This window comes from Streptomyces sp. NBC_00568 (genome assembly GCF_026341855.1).
GTDB lineage: Bacteria > Actinomycetota > Actinomycetes > Streptomycetales > Streptomycetaceae > Streptomyces.
This window is the reverse complement of sequence record NZ_JAPENW010000001.1, coordinates 6,583,146-6,605,637: the sequence shown is the minus strand read 5'-3', so window position 1 is coordinate 6,605,637 and position 22,492 is coordinate 6,583,146. Positions and strand designations below refer to the sequence as shown.

Here is a 22,492-nt window from a genome sequence, read left to right as displayed (position 1 = left end):
GGCAGGCGGGTCGGCAGGCCGGCGGGTCGGTGGGTGGTGTTGAGCCGGTGGGCGGGCGTGGCGGTTTTCGGTGTAGCGGGGGTCGGTGAGGTGTGGGACGAAAGCGGATCGATAGGGGGCCGAAGCCCGGCGCCCGTAGTTTCGATTGCGAACGAGGGCGTCGGTGCCGGGCACCGTCACCCGGCGCACCCGCCACCGCCGACGAACGGAGAGTCGCCATGCAGCACAACTGGAGTACGGCCGCGAGGCAGATAGTCACGGTCTGGATCATCGCGCTCTGCGCGCTCGGCGCGGCGGGACCCCTCGCCGGCGCCGCCACGACCGCCGCCGGTCCGGCCAGTTCGACGGTCGTCGGCCTCGACGAGGAGGACTGGCACTGAGCAGCCACCGTCGACAGACCGGTCCGGCCCCGCATCGGCGGAGCCGGACCAGTGTCGGCCCGATTCAGGCCGTATCCCGAACTGCGGGCGCCGCTGTCATCAGCTCGCCGCGGCGGACCACTCCCGTTCGCAATGTGCACTCGCAAGAGACTCCGCGAAGAGCAGGACCAGCTCGTGGAAGCGGTACAGCGGCCGGCCCAGACGGTCGACTCCGCAGATGTCGAGCAGCGCGGCGTCCACCAGGTGTTCCAGACTCTCCTCGGCCGCGGACTCCGGCTCGGCCAGATGGCGGGCGGCCCGCTGGGCGGGGAAGGGCTCGGTGCCGATCCCCGCGAGGCGGACGAGCGTGCGCCCGGCCTGTCCGGGCAGCTGCCTCAAGGAGGGAAGGAGTGAGCGACGTAACTCCAGCCCTCCGTACGAGAGTTCGCGCAGCCGATGCTCGGGCTCCGCGAGCCGCGACGCCAGCCAGGAGACCGGCCAGTGCGACCTGGCGGCCAGCCGGCTGCCCGCGATGCGCACCGCGAGCGGCAGCCCCGCGCAGGAGGCGAGAACCGCGTTCGTGGCCTCGGGTTCGGCGAGCAGCCTTCGCCGGCCGACACCGGCCGCCAGCAGCTCGTACGAGGTGTCCCGCTCGAAGGGGGTGAGGACGGTGGTCCTCGCCTGGGTCACTCTGGTCAGCCTCGCCCGCCCCGTGATGAGGACGGCGGCCGCGGCCGACCCCGGCAGCAGCAGGTCCAGCTCCCGGCTGTCCACGGCGCCGTCGAGGACCACGAGCAGGCGCCTGCCCGCCGTACGGGTCCGGTAGCGGCGGATCAGTTCGTCGATCCCGGCGCCGCGCCCCGTACCCTCCACCGGTGCCCCGAGAGCGTTCAGGAGGACCGTCAGGACCTCCTCCAACCGCTTGGGGCGGCCGTCGGGGTGGGCGAGTTCGGCGAAGAGCTGGCCGTCGGGGAAGTGCCCGGCGCTGCGATGCGCGGCCCGTACCGCGAGCGCCGTCTTGCCGACGCCCGCCATGCCGGTCACCAACAGGGCGCGCGGTCCGCCGCCCTTGCGCGACTCGGCCAACTGCCCGCACAGGGCGGCCAGTTCCTCCTCACGCCCGATGAAGTCCTCGATGTCCGGAGGAAGGGTGGCCGGGCTCGGCCCGTAGGGGTCGCCGCTGTCCCCGTCGGCGTACGCGGCGGACACGGCCGTCCGGAGCGGGGTGACGCTCCGGCTCCTGGCACCGAGGCTGCCGACGAGGACGGCCTGATAGGTGGCGCCGAGGGCCTCACCGGGCTCGATGCCCAGCTGCTCGTCCAGCACCTTGCGGCCCTCGTGGTACGTGTGCAGCGCGTCGGCCTGCTGGCCGCAGCGGAAGAAGGCCGTCATCAGCTGGGCGCGCAGCTTCTCGCGCAGCGGGAACTCGGCCACCAGGCCGGTGAGTTCGGCGGTGAGCTGCTCATGCCGGCCGAGCTCCAGGTCGGCTTCGACGCGGCTCTCCAGGGCGTGCAGACGCAGTTCTTCGAGGCGGGCCAGTTCGGCACCCGCCAAGTACTCCGTCACGTTGCCGAGCGCGGCGCCGCGCCACAGGCCGAGCGCCCGGCTCAGCAGGGTGCTGGCCTCCCGATGGCGGCCGCGGCCGAGAGCCGTGCGTCCCTCCCGGTCGAGCTGCTCGAACTCCAGGAGGTCGATCGTGCTGTGCGGCGCCCGCAGGACGTAGCCCGGCGGGCGCCGGTCGATCTCGACGTCGGCGCCGAGCAGTTTGCGCAGGCGCGACATGTAGGTGTAGATCTGCGCTCCCGCCGTGGCGGGCGGCTCCCACCCCCACAGCATGGAGCTCAGTCGATCGTCGGAGACGACGCGTCCCCGGGCGAGCAACAGGCTCGCGAGGACCGTGTGCACCTTGGATCCGGACAGTGCGATTCTTACGCCACCCTTGCGGGCTTCCACCGGGCCGAGGACTTGGAAGTCCATTCGGCACCCCCCGTTCTGACATGTGCGGAACTCGACTCGGTGGAAAAACTATGGAGGACCGTTATTCCTGCGTTATCCGTCGCCTTCTTTGGCTTGGCTGCGCCTTGCGCTAGGCGGAGATGATCCTTCCGAGAGCGGCGGCGACGGCCCGGTGGACCTCCTTGCCGTTGTCCGAGTTCGTCATCACGACGAGGCCGGTGCCGGACCGCAGCCGCACCGAGGAGAGCGCGCGGAATCCGGCGGTCTGGCCGCCGTGGCCGAACTCGGGCTCACCCTGCGTGCCGTCGATCACGGTGCCCAATCCGTAGAAGCTGCCGGGAAAGGCCTCGGTGAGCATCACGCCCGCGAGGCGTGCGGACAACAGGTCGCACAGGCCTCGGTGCGCGCGCCGCAGGGCCCCCGCGAAGACGGCCAGGTCGGCGGGGGTGGACCACAGACCGCTGCCCGCCCGCACCGGTCGCACCCGGTGGCCGCCGGCGAGTTCACGCCCGTGCTGGTCGTGTCCCGTCGCCGCGTCCGCGCCGCCGGGCGCCCCGAAGGCGCTGTCCCGCATACCCAGCGGCTCGAAGACCAGCTCCTGGACGGCCTTGTCGAAGTCCTGGCCCGTGACATCGGCCACGACCTGCTCGACCACCGCCCACTGGGCACCGTCCTTGCGGAACAGGGAGCCGGGCTCGTGCTCCGCCCGGACCTGGTCCAGGATGCCGGAGAGGTCCGGCATCACCTCGTCGGGACGCCACCAGGTGGCCTGGGTGCCCGCGAGACCCGAGGTGTTGGACAGACACTGGCGCAGCGTCACGGGCCGTCCGCCGGGCGCCTTCGGCAGCGTACGGCTGATGAGCACGCCGTCCAGGTCCCCGTCGAGGTCGAGCGCGCCGCGGTCGACGAGGCGCAGCGCGGCGTAGGCCGAGATGTGCTTGCTGATGGAACCGGCCTGGAAGCGGGTGCGCAGGGTGACCGGCGCGCCCGTCTCGGTCGAGCGGACTCCGTGGGCGTGCACGCCGACGGGTTCTCCGTCGCGCAGCAGCGCGACGGCCGCGCCCGGGATCCGGTGCTGTGCCATGACCCGCTCGATCTCGTCCGAGGAGGGACCGCTGCCGCCGCCGGTCGTCATCGTCGGTGTCTCTCCCGTAGTCGTTCTCGTCGCTTCGAGGGCCGTCGCGAGGTCCTCGATCGTTCCGTTGTCGAGGAGCATGCGCAAGGTAAGGGCGAGGCCTGCGCGACGGGCGGCCGCGAGAACATGGACGATCCGCATGGAATCGGCCCCGAGATCGGCCAGCCGGTCACGAACACCCACGTCCGGGACGCCCAGCACCTCGGCGCAGACGTCCGCCATGCGCTGTTCGGTCGGGGTGCGCGGCGCGACGTACGCCCCGTCGGCGGCCAGCGCCGAACGGCCGGGGGCCGGGAGCGCCTTGCGGTCGATCTTGCCGGCCGCGTTCAGCGGGAGCTCGTCGAGCAGGACGAACGCCGCGGGCACCATGTACGAGGGGAGTTCCGCCGTCAGGCCGGCGCGCAGCGTCTCCTGGTCCGTGGCCGAGGCGGGGTCGACGGCGACGTACGCCGCCAGCCACTTCTCCCCGCCCGGGTCCTCACGGACCACGACGACGGCGTCCCGCACACCCTCCCGGCGCAGCAACCGCTCCTCGATCTCACCGAGTTCGATGCGGTAGCCGCGGATCTTCACCTGATGGTCCTCGCGGCCCAGGTACTCCAGTTCGCCGTCCGCGCGATAGCGCGCCAGGTCACCGGTCCGGTACATGCGCGAGCCCGGCGCCCCGCCGAACGGCTCGGGCAGAAACCGCTCGGCGGTCAGGGCGGGCCGGCCCACATAGCCGCGGGCCACACCGGTGCCGCCCACATACAGTTCACCGACCACGCCCACCGGGACGGGCTGGAGCGCCGTGTCGAGCACGTAGGCCCGCATGTTGTGGATCGGGCGGCCGATCGGCACCGTGGCCACTCCGGCCTCGACCTCCCATCCGGTGGCCCAGATGGTCGTCTCGGTCGGCCCGTACAGGTCGACGAGCCGTTCCACATGCCCGTGCAACTCCCGTGCCAGGGGCGGCGGACAGGCCTCCCCCGTGGTGATGGCGGTGACGGTCCGGTGCTCGAACCCGGCGGCTCGCAGCAGCTTCCAGCCCGCGGGGGTGGCCTGCACATGGGTGACACCCCGGCCGTCGATCAGCTCCAGCAGCGCCCCGGAGTCGCCCGTCTGCTCGTCACCGGCGAGCACGATCCTGCCACCGGTGATCAGCGGCAGGTACAGCTCGGCCGCGGAGATGTCGAACGACAGCGAAGTCGCCGCCAGCCAGATGTGATCGGGGCCGGACCGGAAGCGCTCCCGCATCGAGAAGAGGAGATTCAGGAGCGAACGGTGGGCGATCTGCACGCCTTTGGGGCGTCCGGTCGAGCCGGAGGTGAAGAGCGTGTAGGCGAGGCTGTGTTGCAGGCTGTCCCGCGGTCCGTCGGACGCCCCGAGGTCCGACTCGGGTGCCGTGTCCGGCTGTCCGGCGATCGCGTCCCGTTCCTGGTCCAGATCCAGGAGTACGCCGTCGAAGCGGCCGGTGACGTCCGGCCCCGGCCCGCCGGAACCCGGCTCGACGTGACCCGGCTCAAAGGACCGCGGCTTAACAGACCCCGGCTCAACGGACCCCGGCTCAAGGGAACGCGGCTCAAGGGAACGCGGCTCAAGGGAACGCGGCTCGATGGAACGCGGGTCGCCCGTACGCGGGGCGTCGGGGCGCGATGAGTCGGGTCGCGGCCGGTCGGGGCGGGCCGCCACGCGCTCCGCCAGGTCCGTCTCGGTCACCACGAGCCGGGCGCCTGCCGCGCCGAGCATGTAGGCGAGGCGTTCGCGCGGGAGTGCCGGGTCCAGCGGGAGGTGGGAGCCGCCTGCCTTCCAGATGCCGAGGAGCACGGGCAGCAGGCCCCGGCGGCGGTGCAGCAGCACGCCCACCACGGACTCGGGTCCCACCCCCGCCGCCCGCAGCCGGTGGGCGACACGGTTGGCCTGTCGGTCCAGTTCGCCGTACGTCAGGGTTCCGTCCACCGCCTCGACGGCCACGGTGTCCGGGCGGTCGGCGGCGGTGTCCGCGAACACCTGGTGCACGCGGCGTGGTCCTTGTCGGGGATTGCTCATTCCCACTCCACCTCGGTGTCGTTCCAGTCCTCAAGGATCTGCGCGCGCTCCGCCTCCGGGACGACCGTCGCCTGAGCGTCGCCGCCCTGGCCGGCGGCCATGGCTTCGAGCACGGCCCGGTACATTCCGGCGAGCCGCTCGGCGTTGGACCGGTTCAGCCCGGTGCTGATCGCTCGCAGGACGAGCCGCCCCGGCACATTGGCGAGGGAGAGGGTGAACTCGTTCGAGCTGTCGCCGGCGCCCGCCCGCACGTCGACCGTTCCGGTGTCGACCTGGTGGAAGTCCTGGTAGCGGAACATGACGTCGAACAGCCTTCGGCCGCCCGCGAGTCGCTGCACTGCAGGCAGCGGATGCCGTCGGCGTTCGTACACCTCTGCCTCGCGGTCGAAGACCTGGCGGACGAGCTCGCCCCAGGTGCGGACGCCCCGCCGGTGGGCGAACGGCAGCGTGTTGAGGTACATGCCGTACACCCGCTCCACGCCCGGGACCTCGGGCCGCGCGCTGTACAACACACCTGTCTGGAAGGCCTCTTCATGGGTGAGGGTGCTGAGCACCTTCAGATGCGCGGCCAGCAGCACGGCCTTGAACGAGGTCCCCGTCTCGGCCGCCAGCGCCCGCAGCCCGGGTTCGATGTCGCGGAACTCCACCGACAGCTTGAAGTCCTCACGCGGCGTGCCGGGTTCGTCGCCCCAGTCGGCCGGCAGGCTCCACGGATGGTGCTCGTCGACGATCCGCTGCCAGTACGCGCGGTCCGCCCCGGAGTCGAGGGAGGCGAGTTCGGCCGCGATGAAGTCGGCGTACCGCACGGCCACGGGCTCCGGCTCCGCGGGCTCTTCTCCCTTCCCGTAGGCGTGGTAGAGGCCGAGCACTTCCATCAGAAGGGACTGCTGGCTCCAGCCCTCCGTGATGGCGTGGCAGTGGGTGAATCCGAGGTGCCAGGCCTCGTCCGACTCGACGAGCGCGGAAATCCTCAGCAGCGGCGCCCTCTTGAGATCGAACAGGTCACGGCGCTCCTGGGCGATGTGCCGGCGGCGCGCCTCCTCGAACTCCTCGGCCGTCCCGCCCCGCAGATCACTTACGGCCACGGGCGCCTCGGCCGCCGCGTGGACCAGTTGCAGCGGCACCTCGAAGTCCTCCAACTCGATGGAGGTCCGCAGCATCTCGTGCCGGCCCACGACCGTACGCGCGGCACGCGCGAGCGCGTCCCGGTCGAAGGGCCGCCCGTCCTTGATCCGGAAGGTCGAGCTGTTGTGGTACTTGTTCAGGCCGTCGTCGGCGAGCATTTCGAGCACCATCCCGAGCTGCACCTGCGAGAGCGGGTAGGCGTCGACGACGTCCTCGGGCAGTGCGTCCCGCACCCGGGCGGGGATCAGGGCGAAGGGCTCCACGGCGGAGGGAGCCTCTCCCGGCGTGTCGGCCGGCGCGCCGAGCGCCGCCGCGAGTCCGGCCACGGTCCTGTGCCGGAACACATCGCTGACCGCCGCGTCGAAGCCCTCGGCGCGCAGGGCGCCCACCAGGGCGATCGCCTTGATGGAGTGGCCTCCGAGGTCGAAGAAGTTGTCCTCCACTCCGACCTTGTCCAGGCCCAGGACCCTCCCCCAGACCTCGGCGATGGTCCCCTCGGTCTCGCTGCGTGGCGCGATGTACGTGTCGGTGGCGATGGCCTCCGGGTCGGGGAGAGCCCGCCGGTCGAGCTTGCCGTTGGCCGTCAGCGGAATCCGGTCCAGTTGCACGAACGCGGACGGGACCATGTACTCCGGGAGTGTGCCGCCCAGCCACTCCCCCAGGTCCTCCGGGTCACCCCCGACGACATAGGCGACCAGACGCTGGTCCTCGGTCACGATCACCGCTGCGTCGGACACCGCCGGATGCGCGGCCAGAGCGGCCCGGATCTCCCCGAGCTCGATCCGATACCCGCGCACCTTCACCTGGTCGTCGATCCGGCCCAGGAACTCCACCGCACCATCCGCACGCCACCGCGCCAGATCCCCCGTCCGATACAACCGGGCACCCGGCCCACCGAACGGATCAGGCAGGAACCGCTGAGCCGTCCGCCCGGCATCACCGGTATAGCCGCGCGCCACACCGGACCCGCCGACGTACAACTCCCCCACCACACCGACCGGAACGGGCTGCTGTAGCGCGTTGAGCACCCGCATGGTCATGTTGGGCAGGGGCCGGCCGATCGGGACGACACCCTCGTACGAGGCCTCGATGGGGAAGACACATGTGCCGACGCTCGCCTCGGTCGGACCGTACTCGTTGACCATGCGCCCATCACCGAGCAACCGTCGCCAGCGCTCCACCAGAGCACCCGGCAACGCCTCACCCGCCACCACGATCCGCGTCGTCAACGAGCGGATCTCCTCGTCCGACAACTGCCCACCGAGCACTTCCAAATGACCGGGAGTCAGCTTCAGGAACGAGAACGGCCCCGCCCCCGCCAACGCCTCGCCCAGCTCGGTCAGCTCACCGTCATAGAGCCACACCCGCTGACCCGCAGCCAACGGCGCCCACACATTCGGCACCACCAGATCGAACGCCACCGACGAGAACACCGGCGCACCACCCGCACCACACGACGCCAACTCCCGCACCGCCCAGTCCACATGATTCACCAGACTCCGATGCGTGACCTGCACACCCTTCGGCCGACCCGTCGAACCCGACGTAAAGATCGTGTACGCCAATGCGTCCAGATCCACCGACGGCAACACACCACCCGCCACCGGCTCAGGGTGGTCCTCGTCCGCGCGGACGACCTCCACCGCGAACCGATCCGCATACCCGGCCGACGTCACCGCCACCGACACACCCGCATCCACCAGCATCCCGGCAATCCGCTCCTGCGGAAGTGCCGGATCGAGGGGCACATAACCGGCCCCCGCACGCCACACACCCAGCAACGCCACCACCAGATCCACCGAACGATCCAGCAACACCGCCACGGACTGCTCGGCACCGACGCCCTCACTGCGCAGGCGATGCGCCAGACGATTCGCCCTCTCCTGCAACTCTCCGAAGGTCAGACGGACACCGCCCGCCTCCACCGCCACCGCACCCGGCGACACCGCCGCACGCTCCGCGATCAACTCCGGCACCGACACCCCACGCACCGGCACCACCGTGTCGTTCCAGGCGGAGAGCACCAACTCCCGCTCACCGTCGGGGAGGTACGTGGACTCCGCGTCACCGTCGACGTTCCGGCCCATCGCCTCCAGGACGGTGCGGTACATCGATGCGAGTCGGTCCACGGCGTCCCGGGCCAGCCGGCGGGGGTCGGCCGTGAGGAGCAGTCCGCTCGCGCGGGCCGCGATGGCGAGGCCGAACTCCGTGGCGCCCTCGCCCATGCCGGAGTCCGCATCGACGATGTCGGATTCGGCCTGGGCGTCCTTGAGGTCGAGGTAGCTGAAGCGGACGTCCAACAGGCGGCTACCGTCGGCCAGTTCGCGCTGCATCACCGGCATCGGATAGCGACGGTGGGGCCAGAGGGCGGCTTCCTGGTCGTAGACCTGGCGCACGAGTTCGCGCCAGGTGCGGGCACCGCTCCGGAACGCGAACGGCACGGTGTTGAGATACATGCCGTAGACGCGCTCGGCACCCAGGATCTCGGGGCGTCCGCTGCACACGAGCCCGGTGTGGAAGGACTCCTCCGGGGTGAGCAGGCTCATCACCTTCAGGTGCGCCGCGTGCAGCACGGCCTTGAGAGAGGTGCCGGTGTCGCTCGCGGCGGCACGCAACGACGGCGCGAGGTCCGCCAGCGGTACGCGGACCGTGTGCGCCGCGCCGCCCGACGTGGAGGCATCGCTCCAACCGCTCGGCAGCTCGAACTTGGCATGGCCCTCGATTACACCGCGCCAGTAGGACCGGTCGTCGTCCGACTCCAGGGAGGCCCGCTCGGCCGCGACGAAGTCCGCGTACCGGACCGCGGGCGGCGAGGGCGTGGGCAGTGTCCCCCCGCCCCGGACGCGCAGATAGCTCTCGACGATCTCGCTGAGCAGGGAACGGTGACTCCACCCCTCGGTGATGGGGTGGCAGACGCTGACCGAGAGCCACCATGCCTCGTCGGATTCCACGAGCGCGGAGATCCTGAGCAGGGGCGGGCGTTCGAGGTCGAACGTGGTCGCGCGTTCGGACGCGATGTGCTCGCGCCGGGTTACCAGTTGACTCTCCTCGTCCTGGCCCCGCAGATCGTGCACGGTGACCGGGATCTCCGCGCTCGGATGGATCAGCTGGAGCGGCAACGAGTAGCCCTCCAGAGCGAAGGACGCCCGCAGCATCTCGTGGCGCTCCACCAGGGCCCGTGCGGCCAGTTCCAGCGCGCTCGTGTCGAAGGGCCTTCCGTCCCTGATCCGGAACGTCGTGGTGTTGTGGTACTTGTTCAGGCCGTCGTCGGCCAGCATCTCCACCAGCATGCCGAGTTGCACCTGCGCGAGCGGGAAGGCGTCCGCCAGTCCCTCAGGGAGGCCGGCCCGGTCCGCCTCGGAGAGCAGCGAGAACGGGGCCACGACAGGGGGCGCTTCCTCGGGAGTGCCTGCGGGCGTGCCGAGCGCGGCCGCGAGTCCGGCCACGGTCCGGTGCCGGAACACGTCGCCGACGGATGCCTCGAAACCTTGGGCCCTCAGGGCTCCGACCAGGGCGATCGCCTTGATGGAGTGGCCTCCGAGATCGAAGAAGCTGTCCTCGACGCCGACCCTCTCCAAGCCGAGAACCCGCCCCCAGACCTCGGCGATCGTCTCCTCGGTCTCGCTGCGTGGCGCGATGTACGCGTCGGTGGCGGCGCCGGTCTCCGGATCCGGCAGAGCGCGCCGGTCGAGCTTGCCGTTCGCCGTCAGCGGGATCTTCTCCAACTCCACGAACAGGGACGGCACCATGTACTCGGGCAGCACACCCGCCAAAGCCTCGCGCAGACCGTCCATCTCACCGACGACATAGGCGACCAGACGCTGGTCCTCGGTCACGATCACGGCCGCGTCGGACACCGCCGGATGCGCGGCCAGAGCGGCCCGGATCTCACCGAGCTCGATCCGATATCCGCGCACCTTCACCTGGTCATCGATCCGGCCCAGGAACTCCACCGCACCATCCGCACGCCACCGCGCCAGATCCCCGGTCCGATACAACCGGGCACCCGGCCCACCGTAAGGGTCGGGCAAGAACCGCTGAGCCGTCCGCCCGGCATCACCGGTATAGCCACGCGCCACACCGGAGCCACCGACGTACAACTCCCCGACGACACCGACCGGAAGCGGCAGTTGACGTGAATCCAGAATGTGCATGGTCATGTTGGGCAGGGGCCGGCCGATGGGGACGACACCCTCGTAGGCGGTCTCGATCGGGAAGACACAGGTGCCGACGGTCGCCTCGGTCGGACCGTACTCGTTGACCATGCGTCCATTACCGAGCAGCCGCCGCCAGCGCTCCACCAGAGCACCCGGCAGCGCCTCACCCGCCACCACGATCCGCGTCGTCAGGGCGCGGATCTCCTCGTCCGACAACTGCCCACCGAGCACTTCCAAATGACCGGGAGTCAGCTTCAGGAACGAGAACGGACCCGCCCCCACCAACGCCCCGCCCAGCTCGGTCAGCTCACCGTCATAGAGCCACACCCGCTGACCCGCAGCCAACGGCGCCCACACATTCGGCACCACCAGATCGAACGCCACCGACGAGAACACCGGCGCACCACCCGCACCACACGACGCCAACTCCCGCACCGCCCAGTCCACATGATTCACCAGACTCCGATGCGTGACCTGCACACCCTTCGGCCGACCCGTCGAACCCGACGTGAAAATCGTGTACGCCAATGCGTCCAGATCCACCGACGGCAACACACCACCCGCCACCGGCTCAGGGTGGTCCTCGTCCGCGCGGACGACCTCCACCGCGAACCGATCCGCATACCCGGCCGACGTCACCGCCACCGACACACCCGCATCCACCAGCATCCCGGCAACCCGACCCTCCGGAAGCGCCGGATCCAGCGGCACATAACCCGCCCCCGCACGCCACACACCCAGCAACGCCACCACCAGATCCACCGAACGATCCAGCAACACCGCCACCGACGACTCCGGGCCGATGCCACGCGAACGCAGCACACCCGCGAGCCGGTTCGCCCGAACCTCCAGCTCCCCGAAGGTCAGACGAACACCACCCGCCTCCACCGCCACCGCACCCGGCGACACCGCCGCACGCTCCGCGATCAACTCCGGCACCGACACCTCACCCACCGGCACCACCGTGTCGTTCCAGGCGGAGAGCACCAACTCCCGCTCGCCACCGGGCAGGATCGCCTGTTCGGCGTCGCCGTCGGCGTTCGTGGCCATCTCTTCGAGGACGGTGCGGTACATCGAGGCAAGGCGGTCGACGCCGGTGCGGCCGATGATGTGGCGGTTGGCGGTGATCACGATGAAGCCGGCGCGGGTCGAGACGCCGAGAGGGAACTCGGTGGGGCTGTCGTCGATGGTGGCGGCGTAGTCGATGACGTCCTGGTCGACCTGCCGGAAGTTCTGATAGCTGAAGCGGACGTCGACGAGGCGTTCCGCGGCGCCGAACTCGCGTTGCATGGCGCCGAGCGGGTAGCGGCGGTGCGGCCAGACCTCGATCTCCTGGTCGAAGACCTGGCGGACGAGGTCGCGCCAGGTGCGGGCACCGCGCCGGAAGGCGAAGGGCAGGGGGTTGAGGTAGACACCGTGGACGCGTTCGGCGCCGACGGCCTCGGGGCGGGCGTTGGTGACGAGGCCGGTACGGAAGGTCTCGTCGGGGGTGAGGCGGCTCATCACCTTGAGGTGCGCGGCGTGCAGCACGCTCTTGATCGGGACCTGGGCCTCGGAGGCCAGGGCGCGGAGCCCTGCTTCGAGGTCGTGGTAGGGGACCCAGGCCCGGTGCAGACCGCGCGGGGTGGTGAGGGGGTCGTCGCCCCATCCGGCCGGCGGGACGAACTTGGGGTGGCTCTCCACGACGCCGTGCCAGTAGGCACGGTCCTCCTCGGAGTCGAGGGACTTGAGCTCGGCGGCCACGAAGTCGGCGTAGCGCACGGCGGCGGGTTCCGGCTCCTGGAGCGGCTGTCCGTCGCGCAGGGCCCGGTAGGTGGTGACGAGTTCCATGAGGAGGGAGTGATGGCTCCAGCCCTCCAGCACGGCGTGGCATTCGGTGAGGGTGAGCCACCAGCTGCCGTCGTCGCGGGTGTGCGCGGTGAAGCGGATCAGCGGGGCGCGGGTGAGGTCGAAGAGTTCGGCGCGTTCCTCCGTCATGAAGGCGCGCAGGGAGCGTTCGGCCGCCGCGGCGTCGAGGGATGTCAGATCCCGTGTGCGGACGGTGGTGTCGACCCGTGCCGGGTCGTGGACGAGTTGCAGCGGTACCGAGTAGCCGTCCAGGGCGAAGGAGGTGCGGAGGATCTCGTGGCGGCCGATGACGACCCGTACCGCCTGCTGGAGTGCCTCGGCGGAGAAGGTGTGCTCGTCGAGGATCCGGAAGCAGGTCGAGTTGTGGTAGTGGTTGCGGCCGTCGTCGGCGAGCATCTCCACGACCATGCCGAGCTGCACCTGGGCGAGCGGGTAGGCGTCCACGACGCCCTCGGGCAGGCGCTCGCGGTCCTCGTCGGCGAGCAGCGCGAAGGGGGTCACGCCGGGCTCGGGGCGGGCCGGGGCCGGGCGGCCGGTGAGGTATTCGACCAGGTCGGCCGGGGTTCGGTGCGCGAAGACGTCACGGACCGTGACGTCGTAGTCGGCGTCGCGCAGGGCCGCGGCCAGAGACACGGCCCGCAGTGAGTCGCCGCCGAGGTCGAAGAAGCTGTCGGTGACACCGACGCGGTCGAGGCCGAGGACCTCGCGCCAGAGGTCGGTCATCCGCTCCTCGGCGGCGGTGCGCGGGGCGACCTGGGTGCGCCCGACGGCGAGCGCGTCGCGGTCGGGGGCGGGCAGGGCGGCTTGGTCGAGTTTGCCGTTGACGGTGAGCGGGATCCTGCCGAGCGCGAGGAACGCGGTGGGGATCATGTAGGCGGGCAGGGTGCGGCCGAGCAGGGCCCGTAGTTCACTGGGCGCGGCGACGGCCTCACCGGCGGGGACGACGTAGGCGACGAGCCGCTTGTCGCCGGGGGTGTCCTCGCGGGCGACGACGACGGCGTCGCGGACCAGCGGGTGGGCGGTCAACGCGGCCTTGATCTCGCCGAGTTCGATGCGGTGGCCGCGGATCTTGACCTGGTGGTCGATGCGGCCGAGGTAGTCGAGGCCGCCGTCGGGGCGGCGGCGGGCGAGGTCGCCGCTGCGGTAGAGGCGGGTGCCGGGCGGGCCGTACGGGTCGGGTATGAACCGTTCAGCGGTGAGCCGGGGGCGGCCGAGGTACATGCGGGCGACCCCGGGTCCGCCGACGTGGATCTCGCCGGGGACACCGATGGGCACCAACTCGCCGTGTGTCCCGTGCAGTTGTACCTGAAGGTCGTGGAGCGGGACGCCGATGTCGTTGCCGTGGTCGGCGTCCAGGTCGGTTTCGGTGACCGGGTGGTAGGTGGTGTGCACGGTGGTCTCGGTGATGCCGTACATGTTGACGAGGGCCGTGCGGTCGAGGGCGCGGCGCGCGACCCACGGGCGCAGGGCGGGCATGTCGAGGCGTTCGCCGCCGAACGTGACCACGCGCAGGGCGAGTTCGTCGATCAGCGGGTGGCCGTCCCCGGCCAGCGCCACCAGGCCGCGGAAGCCGGAGGGGGTCTGGTTGAGGACGGTGACGCGCTCGTCGGCGAGCAGGCGCAGGAAGTCCTCGGGGGAACGCGCGGTGTCGGGTGGTACGACGACGAGGCGCCCCCCGTACAGCAGGGCGCCCCACATCTCCCAGACGGACATGTCGAAGGCGTACGAGTGGAAGAGCGTCCAGACGTCGTGTTCGTCGAAGCCGTAGTGCTCCTCGGTGATGGTGAACAGGCGGAGCACGTTCGCGTGGGTGAGTCCGACGCCCTTGGGCCGGCCGGTGGAGCCCGAGGTGTAGATGGTGTAGATCAGGTCGCCGGGGCGGACGTCCACGGCCGGTGCGGTGGTGGGCGCCGCGGCGAGGGCGGCGCTCTCGCGCTCGCCGTCGAGGTTCACCAGGTGGCCGTCGTGGGCGGTGGCAAGGTGGGCGGCGTGGGCGTCGGAGGTGACGACGATGCGGGCGCCGGCGTCCTGGAGGGTGCTCGCGAGGCGCTCCGCCGGGTGCTCGGGGTCGAGGGGGAGGTAGGCGGCGCCGGATTTGAGGACGCCGATCAGGGTGGGCAGGAGGTCGGGTCCGCGGTCGAGGCTGACGCCGACCAACGCTCCTGTTCCCGCGCCGAGTTCGCGCAGATGGTGGGCGAGCCGGTTGGCGCGGGCGTCGAGTTCGGCGTAGCTGAGCCGTTGTCCGCCGCAGACGACGGCGGTGGCGTCCGGGGTGGCGGCGGCCCGTTCCTCGAAGACCTGGTGGACGCATCGGTCCGGGTCGGGGAAGAGCCGGGGTTCGGGGACGAGGACGGCGAGGTCCGTGTCGTCGAGCAGGTCGAGCAGAGAGAGCGCGCGGTCCGGGTCGGCCGCGGCGGATTCCAGCAGGCGTACGTAGTGTCGGGCGAGCCGCTCGGCGGTGGCCCGGTCGTAGAGCGCGGTGCTGTACTCCAGCGTGCCGTGGACGGAGCCGTCGGCGCGCTCGCCGAGCTGGAGGGTGAGGTCGAAGCGGGAGACCCGGGAGGGGGCGCGCAGCGGTTCGGCGGCCACGCCGGGGAGCCGGAATCCCTCGGTGCGTTCCTGGTGCAGGGTGAAGGCGACCTGGCACAGCGGGGTGCGGGACATGTCGCGTTCGGGCTGGAGCTCGTCGACCAGCCGGGCGAAGGGGTACTCCTGGTGGTCGAAGGCGTCCAGGACGGTGTCGCGGGTGCCGTCGAGCAGGGCATGGAACGAGGGGTCGCCCTGCCAGCGGCCGCGCAGGACAAGGGTGTTCACGGCGTAGCCGACGAGCTGCTCGAGTTCCGGGCGGCCGCGGCCGGAGACGACGGTGCCCACGGGGATGTCGTCGCGTCCGGTGTAGCGGGACAGCAGGGCCTGATATCCGGTGAGCAGGGTGGTGAAGAGGGTGGCGCCGTGTGCCGAGCCGAGGGCGCGGAGCCGTTCGGCGAGGGGGGCGGGCAGCACGACGGGTACGGCGTCGCCCGCCCAGCTGCGGGTGGCGGGGCGGGGCCGGTCGGTGGGCACCTCCAGCGGGGTGATGCCCCGCAACTGCTCGCGCCAGTAGGTGACGTGGGTGTCGAGCGTGCCGTCGGCGAGGCGGGAACGCTGCCAGGCCGCGTAGTCGGCGTACTGGAAGTCGACGGGGGTGAGCGGGTCGGGCCGGCCGGCGCCGAACGCCTCGTACAGGGCGGCGAGTTCGCCGAGGATCAGCCCGACCGACCATTCGTCGCAGGCCACGTGGTGCAGGACGACCGCGAGGATGTGGTCGTTCTCCGCGACGCGGATCAGCCGGGCACGCAGGGGGTCGCCCCGCTCCAGGTCGAACGGGCGGCCGGGCTCGGCCTCGGCCAGGGCGAGCGCGCGCCGCTCCCGCTCCGGCCCGTCGGCGAGTCCGGTCAGGTCGTCGACGGGGAGGTCGAACGGGCCCGGCGCGCCGATGAGTTGGACCGGTTCCGCGCCGTCGAGGCGGTAGCGGGTGCGGAGGATCTCGTGGCGGGACCGCAGGGCCTCGAAGGCGCGGCGCAGCACGTCGGTGTCGAGCGGTCCCCGCAGCCGCAGCACGACCGGGACGCTGTACTCCCAGCTGTCCGGGTCGAGGCGGCTGAGGAACCACATCTGCTGCTGGCCGTGGGAGAGGGCCAGCGGGCCGTCCCGGTCGGCCCGCCGCAGTGCGGCGCGCCGCCCCCGGCGGGCGCCGGCGAGCCGGGCGCGCACCAGTTCCTCGCGCTGGTCCCTGGCTTCCTGGCCCGTACGAACTTCGCCCGTGCTCATGCTGAGCGCTCCTCCCCCACCGTGTGCTTCTCTGTTTCCGGCCGTGGTGCTGTGTGCGTGTGCCTGACTGTGCGGAGTGCGCGGGTCAGGCGGACGTCTGCTCCATGCGCCGGCGCAGGCTTGCCGGGCGCAGGTCCGTCCAGACCTCCTCGATGCGGTCCAGGCACTCCTGCCGGGTCCCCTCGGTTCCTTCCGCGTGCCAGCCCGCGGGCAGGTCCCGGTCCGCGGCCCAGATGGAGTACTGCTCCTCGTCGTTGAGGACCACCCGGTACACGCGGTCGTCGGTCTGCTCGTCAGCCATGTCGGCTCTCCCTCTCGGAGGTCTGTTCGGACAGCGGACCGGAAGGCGATTCCGGATCCGTCGTCAGCTTCCGGTGGGGGCCTATACCGGGCCTCTACGCGAACTGTCGTACGGGTGAAGGAGTTTGCGGGTGGTGCGCCGGGCACGACGAAGCGCGCGACCCGGTCCCCACGGGGGGAGGGACCAGGCCGCGCGCGGTCTTTCGGGACGGGTGCTCGCGCGCCGCGCGAGCACCCCGGCCGGGGCTACTCCCGGGCGCCCACGAGCTGGACGATCCGGGAGCGCAGTGCCGCCGTGACCGGCAGCACCGTGCCGATGACGGCGAGGACCGTGGAGACGGCGGCGATGCCGACGACCACGAGCCAGGGCGCCACGATCGGGGTGGTACCGAAGAGCTGGAGCAGTGCCGCCCACAGGGCGGCGATGTTGAGAGCGGACGCGATCAGGGCGAGGACGACACCGATCGCGGCCACCAGCAGGGATTCGGCGACGAAGAACCGTACGACCTGTCGGGGCGTGGCTCCGGCCAGACGGAGGACCGCCAGATCGCGGCGGCGGTCGGCGGTCGCCATGAGGAGGGTGTTCAGGATCGCGATGAAGCAGAACAGCACCACGATCACGGCCGTGGAGCGCTGCCTCACCTCGATGAGATGGCGGGCGTAGGCGGCTTCCGAGGCGACCAGTTCGGCCCGGGTCAGGAAGTGTGCCCCGCTGCCCTGGACGGCCTTGGTGATCGCCGCGGTCGCGGCGGCCTCGTCCGTGCCGGGTTCCAGGTTGATGTAGGCACGCCGGGCCAGTCCGTCCCGGGCGTACGCGGCCGAGGGCGCGAAGCGCTCCGGAAGGTAGGCGACGTCCTCGCCCCGCATGGCCTTGTAGACCGCCGCGACCTTCAGTGTCGCTTCCGAGCCGTCGCCGAGCAGGATCTTCTGCGAGGTGCCGGCGTCCCAGCCCCACAGGTCGGGGGCGGCGATGCTGTTGTCGTCGAGCTTGTCCAGGGACCCCTGGGTGATGGTGAGGTCCATCGTCGACTTGAGCACGGACGTGTCCACGACCATGCCGTCGTTCTCGTCGTAGCGGTCCTCGTCGCGGGTGTAGACCGTGGTGAGGAGCGGTGCCGCGATCTGTACGCCGTCGATCTTCTTGACCCTGTCGACGACTTCGGGGCTGATGCCCGGGGTGCCGTCGGGGGCGAGGGCGTACGGAGAGGCGATCTGGTTGCGCAGGCCGTGGTCGCGGGCCGCGCCGAGCGAGTCGGTGGCGGCGAGCAGCGACAGGGCGAGTCCGACGGTGAGCAGGATCGGTGCCGCGGTGGCGGCGGTGCGGCGGCGTGAGCTGAGCACGCTCTCCCGCACGAGCATCGCGGTGGGTCCCGCCGTGTTGCGGAACGGCCACATCAGCAGCCGGGCCAGTGGGCCGATCGCCAGGGGGGCGATGACGGCGGCGGCCAGGACGGGGACGAGGAGTTCGGTGACGTAGGTGTTGGGCGAGAGGATGGTGGCCGGTTTGCCGACCGCGATCCAGGCGGCCAAGCCGATGCCCGCTCCGATACCGAGGGCGCCGATCAGCAGCCGCGACGGTGTCATGCCGGAGTCGTCGACGGCGGCCTCGCGCAGCGCCTCGACGGGCCGCACCCGTCCTGCGCGGTACGCGGCGGTGGCGGCTCCGCAGAGCGCGACCAGGACACCGACGAGGAACGCGCCGGCCAGCGGGGCGGTCACCGTCCAGTGCAGGGACGGCCGCACCTGGAACCAGGGCGGTGAGATGTCGAGGTCGATGAGCATGTCGGTGAGCAGCTGTGCCCCGTACACACCGAGGGCCGCGCCGAGCGCGGAGGCCAGGGTGCCGACGAGCAGGGCCTCGCCGCGGATCATGCGGCGGACCTGCTTGGGCGTGGCGCCGACGGTGCGCAGCAGGGCGACCTCGCGGCGGCGCTGGATGACGGCGAAGGCGAAGGTGGACGCGACGACGAACACGGAGGTGGTGCCCGCGACGGACGCCATCACCGGGACGAGCGTGATGGTGTTGTCGAGGGTCTCGCGGTCCTCGGCCTCGCTGGCGTCGGCCTTGTGCCGGTCGCTGCCGGTGAGGACCTCGGCGTCCTTGCCGACGGCGTCGCGCACCTGGGCGGGCGGGCCGAGCGCCACCAGTGCCTGGATGCGCGGGGAGATCCGGGCCGCCTCGGCGTCGCCGAAGAACACCGCGTTCTCCCAGCCGACGGGGGCGACCGTGCCGGACACCGTGTAGGGGGCGACGCCGGCGGCGGTCATGACCGTCACCTTGTCGCCGGTGTGCGCCTGGTCGGAGGGTACGACGATCTCCCGGTCGCCCGACGGCCGAGAGCCGCTCGTCAGCTTGTAGCCGCCGAACCGGGCGACCGCCCAGGGGTGACCGACCTGATTGCGCGGGCCGTCGTGGAGCTGCGCGTAGAAGGCCCGGTCGACGACGGTCTCGCCGGTGGCCCGGACGCGGTCGAGCAGGTCCGGGGAGACGCCTTCGGCCTCGGGCAGCGAGCGGACACCGAGGTCGTGGTGGGCGGGGTCCCAGTCGGGGTCGGTGGGCAGCACGACGGCGGACGCCCGGGCGAACCGCTCCGGCGGCCGGTCGGGCAGGTCGAGCATGGTCATCAGCAGGATGCCCATCGCGGCGACCTGCGCCACGCCGAGCACGAGGGCCACGATGGTGCCGAGGAAGGACACCCAGCGCGCCCGGAGCGTCTGAAGGGCGATGCCGAGCACTACGACACCGCCAGATCGGTCATGCGGGCGGCGACCGCCTCGGCCGTCGGGTCCTTCAGCTCGCCGACCAGCGCGCCGTCGGCGAGGAAGACCACGCGGTCCGCGTACGCGGCGACGTTCGGGTCGTGCGTGACCATCACGATCGTGGTCGGCTGGTCGGGCTCGGGGTCGTCGGCACCCCGCCCCCCGGTCACCGGGGTGCCCACCAGCTTCCGTAAGACTTCCAGCAGTTCACGGCCGGTCGTGATGTCGAGGGCGCCGGTCGGCTCGTCCGCGAAGAGCACGGCCGGGCGCGTGACCAGGGCTCGGGCCACCGCGACCCGCTGCTGCTGGCCGCCGGAGAGCTGGCTGGGCCGCTTGCCGGCCTGATCCTCGAGGCCGACCTGGGCAAGGGCCTTCAGCACGGTCTGGCGACCGGGTTTGCGGCCGGCCAGCCGCAGCGGCAGGCCGACGTTCTGCGCGGCCGTCAGCGAGGGCAGCAGGTTGAACGCCTGGAAGACGAAGCCGGTGGATTCCCGGCGGAACTCTGTCAGCCGGGTCTCGTTCAGGCCGCCGATGTCCGTACCGTCGATGAACACCCGCCCGGACGTGGGCCGGTCGAGCCCGGCGGCACACTGCAGCAGTGTGGACTTGCCCGAACCCGAAGGCCCCATGACGGCCGTGAAACTGCCGCGCGGGAAGGACAGGCCCACGTCGCGCAACGCGCTGACCGCGCCGCTGCCCGAGCCATAGGTTTTGCTGAGCGACTCCAGCCGCACTGCGTCATTCATCGATTCTCCGTAGCGTCATGGTGGTGGGGGGACCGGCCGTCAGCTCCCGCTGATGTCCGGACGCCTCGTCCTGGGCGCTCCGGTCTTCGAGCTCCGCCCCTCGGCGGGTGAACACGACGGTCGCCACCACGGCGAGCAGGGCCATCACTCCGGATGCGATGGCCAGCGTCCCGCGCGTGCCGACACCTTCGAGGAGATAGCCGGTGCCGAGCGCGCCGATCGAACTCGCCCCGGAAACCAGGAGCATGACGACGCTGCCGACCCTCCCCTGCATGGCGTCGGGTGTGATGCGCACCTGATGGGACATGCCGCAGACGGTAACAGCCGCTCCTATATGCGACGTTATGAAGAAGAGAATCCCAAGTGTCACCGGATGAAGGAGAAATACCGTTCCGGGCATGATCAGGGCCCAGGCGACATGGGCGTAGATCATGACGCGCCGCATCGGCAGCCTCCGGGTCAGCCACCCTCCGCTGAAGGCCCCGAGGAGTCCGCCGATACTGCCGGCCGCCATGATCAGGCCGACCGTGCTCGCCGGTCTGCCCTGCTCCCTGACCAGCACGGCGACCGTGAGAATGAGTCCCTGGAACACCAGGTTGCTCCCCGCGATGACGAGCAGCGCCGAGCGGAAGTAGGCGCGCTCCCACACCCAGCGCAGTCCGCTGGAGATCTCCTCACGCATCCCCCGGGCGCTCTTGCCCGCTCCGCCGGCCTGCCGCTTCGGGATCTTCAGCCGGGTGAGCGTCAGCAGGGACAGCAGATAGAGGCCGGTGCTGGACAGGAACGGTACCCACGCCGACAGGCCGAAGAGCACACCGCTCGCCGGATGTCCGACGAAGTTCACGGCCCGGGACCGCGCCTCGTTCTGCGCCATCGCGGTCGACACCTGCTGCGGCGGTACGACACCGCGTACCGCCGCGCGTTCGGACAGCTGGTAGAAGACGGTGAGGCTGCCCTGGACGAAGGCGACCAGGGCGATGTGCCAGACGCGCACGTCGTCCCCGACGAGCGACACCGCGACCGACCCGATGGCCAGCGCCCGGCCCGCCACGCAGAAGAGCATCACCCGCCGCCTGTCCCAGCGGTCCACCAGTACACCAGCCGGCAACTGCATGACCAGCATGGGCAGCAGGGCGCTGAAGCCGACCAGTCCGGCGGCGCTCTTCGACCCGGTGTGCCACAGGACGAGCAGGGTGAAGGCCATCGTGGAGGAGCGCTCCGCCATGACCGAGAGCGCGGATCCGCCCCACAGCAACCGGAAACGCACGTTGCTGCGCAGCGGAGGCGGCTTCTCCTCGCCGCCGTCCCGCACCTGGAGTTCCGTGCTCATCGACTGCCCGCCCAGCACCACTCCAGGACAGCCATCGCGCTGTGCAGTTTGTGCGTGGCCTGGGTGAAGGCGATGCTCGTCGGCCCGTCGAGCACCTCGGCGGTGACCTCCTCGCCGCGGTGGGCGGGCAGGTCGTGCAGGAACACGGCCTTCGGGCTGCCCTCCCACAGGGCACGCGTGACCTGGAACGGAGCGAAGACCTCCCGCCAGTCCTCGGTGGGCTTGCTGGTCCCGGTGGTCTGCCAGCGGGTGGTGTACACGGCGTCGAGATCCGCGGGCAGCGCGCTCATGTCGTGCCGCTCCACGATCTTCGCGCCGCTTCGCGCGGCCTGTTCCGTGGCCCGGGCGAGCACGTCGGGCGCGACTCCGTAGCCGGGCGGTGTGCGCAGCTCCAGTTCGGTGCCGGGAAAGCGGGTGAGGGCCAGCGCCAGGGCGGCGGCGCTGTTGTTGCCCTCACCGACGTACAGCAGCCGGATGCCGTCCACCCGTCCGAAGTGCCTTTGCAGCGTGGTCAGATCGGTGAGCCCTTGCGTGGGGTGCTCCTCGGCGCTCATGGCGTTGACCACCGACATGTCCCCGGCCGCCGCCCAGGTCCGCAGTTCCTCGGTGGCGTCGGCGGTCCTGGCCACCAGCAGGTCCAGCATCCCGGCAAACACCCGGCCGGTGTCCTCGCTGGTCTCGCCGGTGTTGGTCTGGAGATCGGCGGGCCCGAACGTCACGGTCTGCGCGCCGAGCCGCAGCGCGCCGGCCGTGAACGCCGTACGGGTCCGGGTCGACGTACGACGGAAGTAGACGCCGACGACGGCGCCGTCCATGGTCCTCGCCCGCTCGCCGGTGGCGAACGCGACGCCTCGCGCCACGATCCCGCGCAGCTCGTCGTCGGTCAGGTCGGTGATGGAGATGAGGTGTCGCACGGATCCCATGACGATGGGGGTCCC

General features: G+C 71.3%; 9 protein-coding genes. 1 reads left to right on the top strand and 8 read right to left on the bottom strand.

Going from position 1 to position 22,492, the window contains the following annotated elements; all coding sequences use genetic code 11:
• The first annotated feature begins 218 nt into the window (after positions 1 to 218).
• Positions 219 to 380, top strand: a complete 162-nt coding sequence (locus OOK38_RS28745; protein WP_266755809.1) for a hypothetical protein — start codon at positions 219 to 221, stop codon at positions 378 to 380.
• A 99-nt stretch (positions 381 to 479) separates the two neighbouring features.
• On the opposite strand, the gene OOK38_RS28740 is transcribed toward OOK38_RS28745, so the two are convergent.
• From OOK38_RS28740 to OOK38_RS28705, 8 genes are all read right to left on the bottom strand, one after another.
• Complete coding sequence (locus OOK38_RS28740; RefSeq protein WP_266755810.1) at positions 480 to 2,336, bottom strand: AfsR/SARP family transcriptional regulator; 1,857 nt, start codon at positions 2,334 to 2,336, stop codon at positions 480 to 482.
• Positions 2,337 to 2,445: 109 nt separating this feature from the next.
• Positions 2,446 to 5,478 (bottom strand): amino acid adenylation domain-containing protein, encoded by a 3,033-nt coding sequence (locus tag OOK38_RS28735; RefSeq protein ID WP_266755811.1) that lies wholly within the window; start codon positions 5,476 to 5,478, stop codon positions 2,446 to 2,448.
• Positions 5,475 to 16,418 (bottom strand): non-ribosomal peptide synthetase, encoded by a 10,944-nt coding sequence (locus tag OOK38_RS28730; RefSeq protein WP_266848914.1) that lies wholly within the window; start codon positions 16,416 to 16,418, stop codon positions 5,475 to 5,477. Before OOK38_RS28730 ends, OOK38_RS28735 begins: the two co-directional genes overlap by 4 nt.
• A gap of 85 nt (positions 16,419 to 16,503) precedes the next feature.
• The gene (locus tag OOK38_RS28725; protein ID WP_266755814.1) at positions 16,504 to 16,719 is read right to left on the bottom strand and encodes an MbtH family NRPS accessory protein; all 216 of its coding nucleotides are present in this window, start codon (positions 16,717 to 16,719) and stop codon (positions 16,504 to 16,506) included.
• 245 nt (positions 16,720 to 16,964) lie between these two features.
• A complete protein-coding gene (locus tag OOK38_RS28720; RefSeq protein ID WP_266755816.1) occupies positions 16,965 to 19,454 on the bottom strand; it encodes an ABC transporter permease in 2,490 nt (829 codons plus the stop codon).
• Positions 19,454 to 20,224 carry an ABC transporter ATP-binding protein gene (locus tag OOK38_RS28715; protein WP_266755818.1) on the bottom strand — a complete coding sequence of 257 codons (771 nt, stop codon included), beginning with the start codon at positions 20,222 to 20,224 and terminating at the stop codon, positions 19,454 to 19,456. Before OOK38_RS28715 ends, OOK38_RS28720 begins: the two co-directional genes overlap by 1 nt.
• Positions 20,217 to 21,554 (bottom strand): MFS transporter, encoded by a 1,338-nt coding sequence (locus OOK38_RS28710; RefSeq protein ID WP_266755819.1) that lies wholly within the window; start codon positions 21,552 to 21,554, stop codon positions 20,217 to 20,219. The genes OOK38_RS28715 and OOK38_RS28710 overlap by 8 nt, the downstream gene beginning before the upstream one ends.
• A complete protein-coding gene (locus OOK38_RS28705) occupies positions 21,551 to 22,477 on the bottom strand; it encodes an ornithine carbamoyltransferase (RefSeq protein ID WP_266755821.1) in 927 nt (308 codons plus the stop codon). The genes OOK38_RS28710 and OOK38_RS28705 overlap by 4 nt, the downstream gene beginning before the upstream one ends.
• Positions 22,478 to 22,492 lie beyond the last annotated feature (15 nt).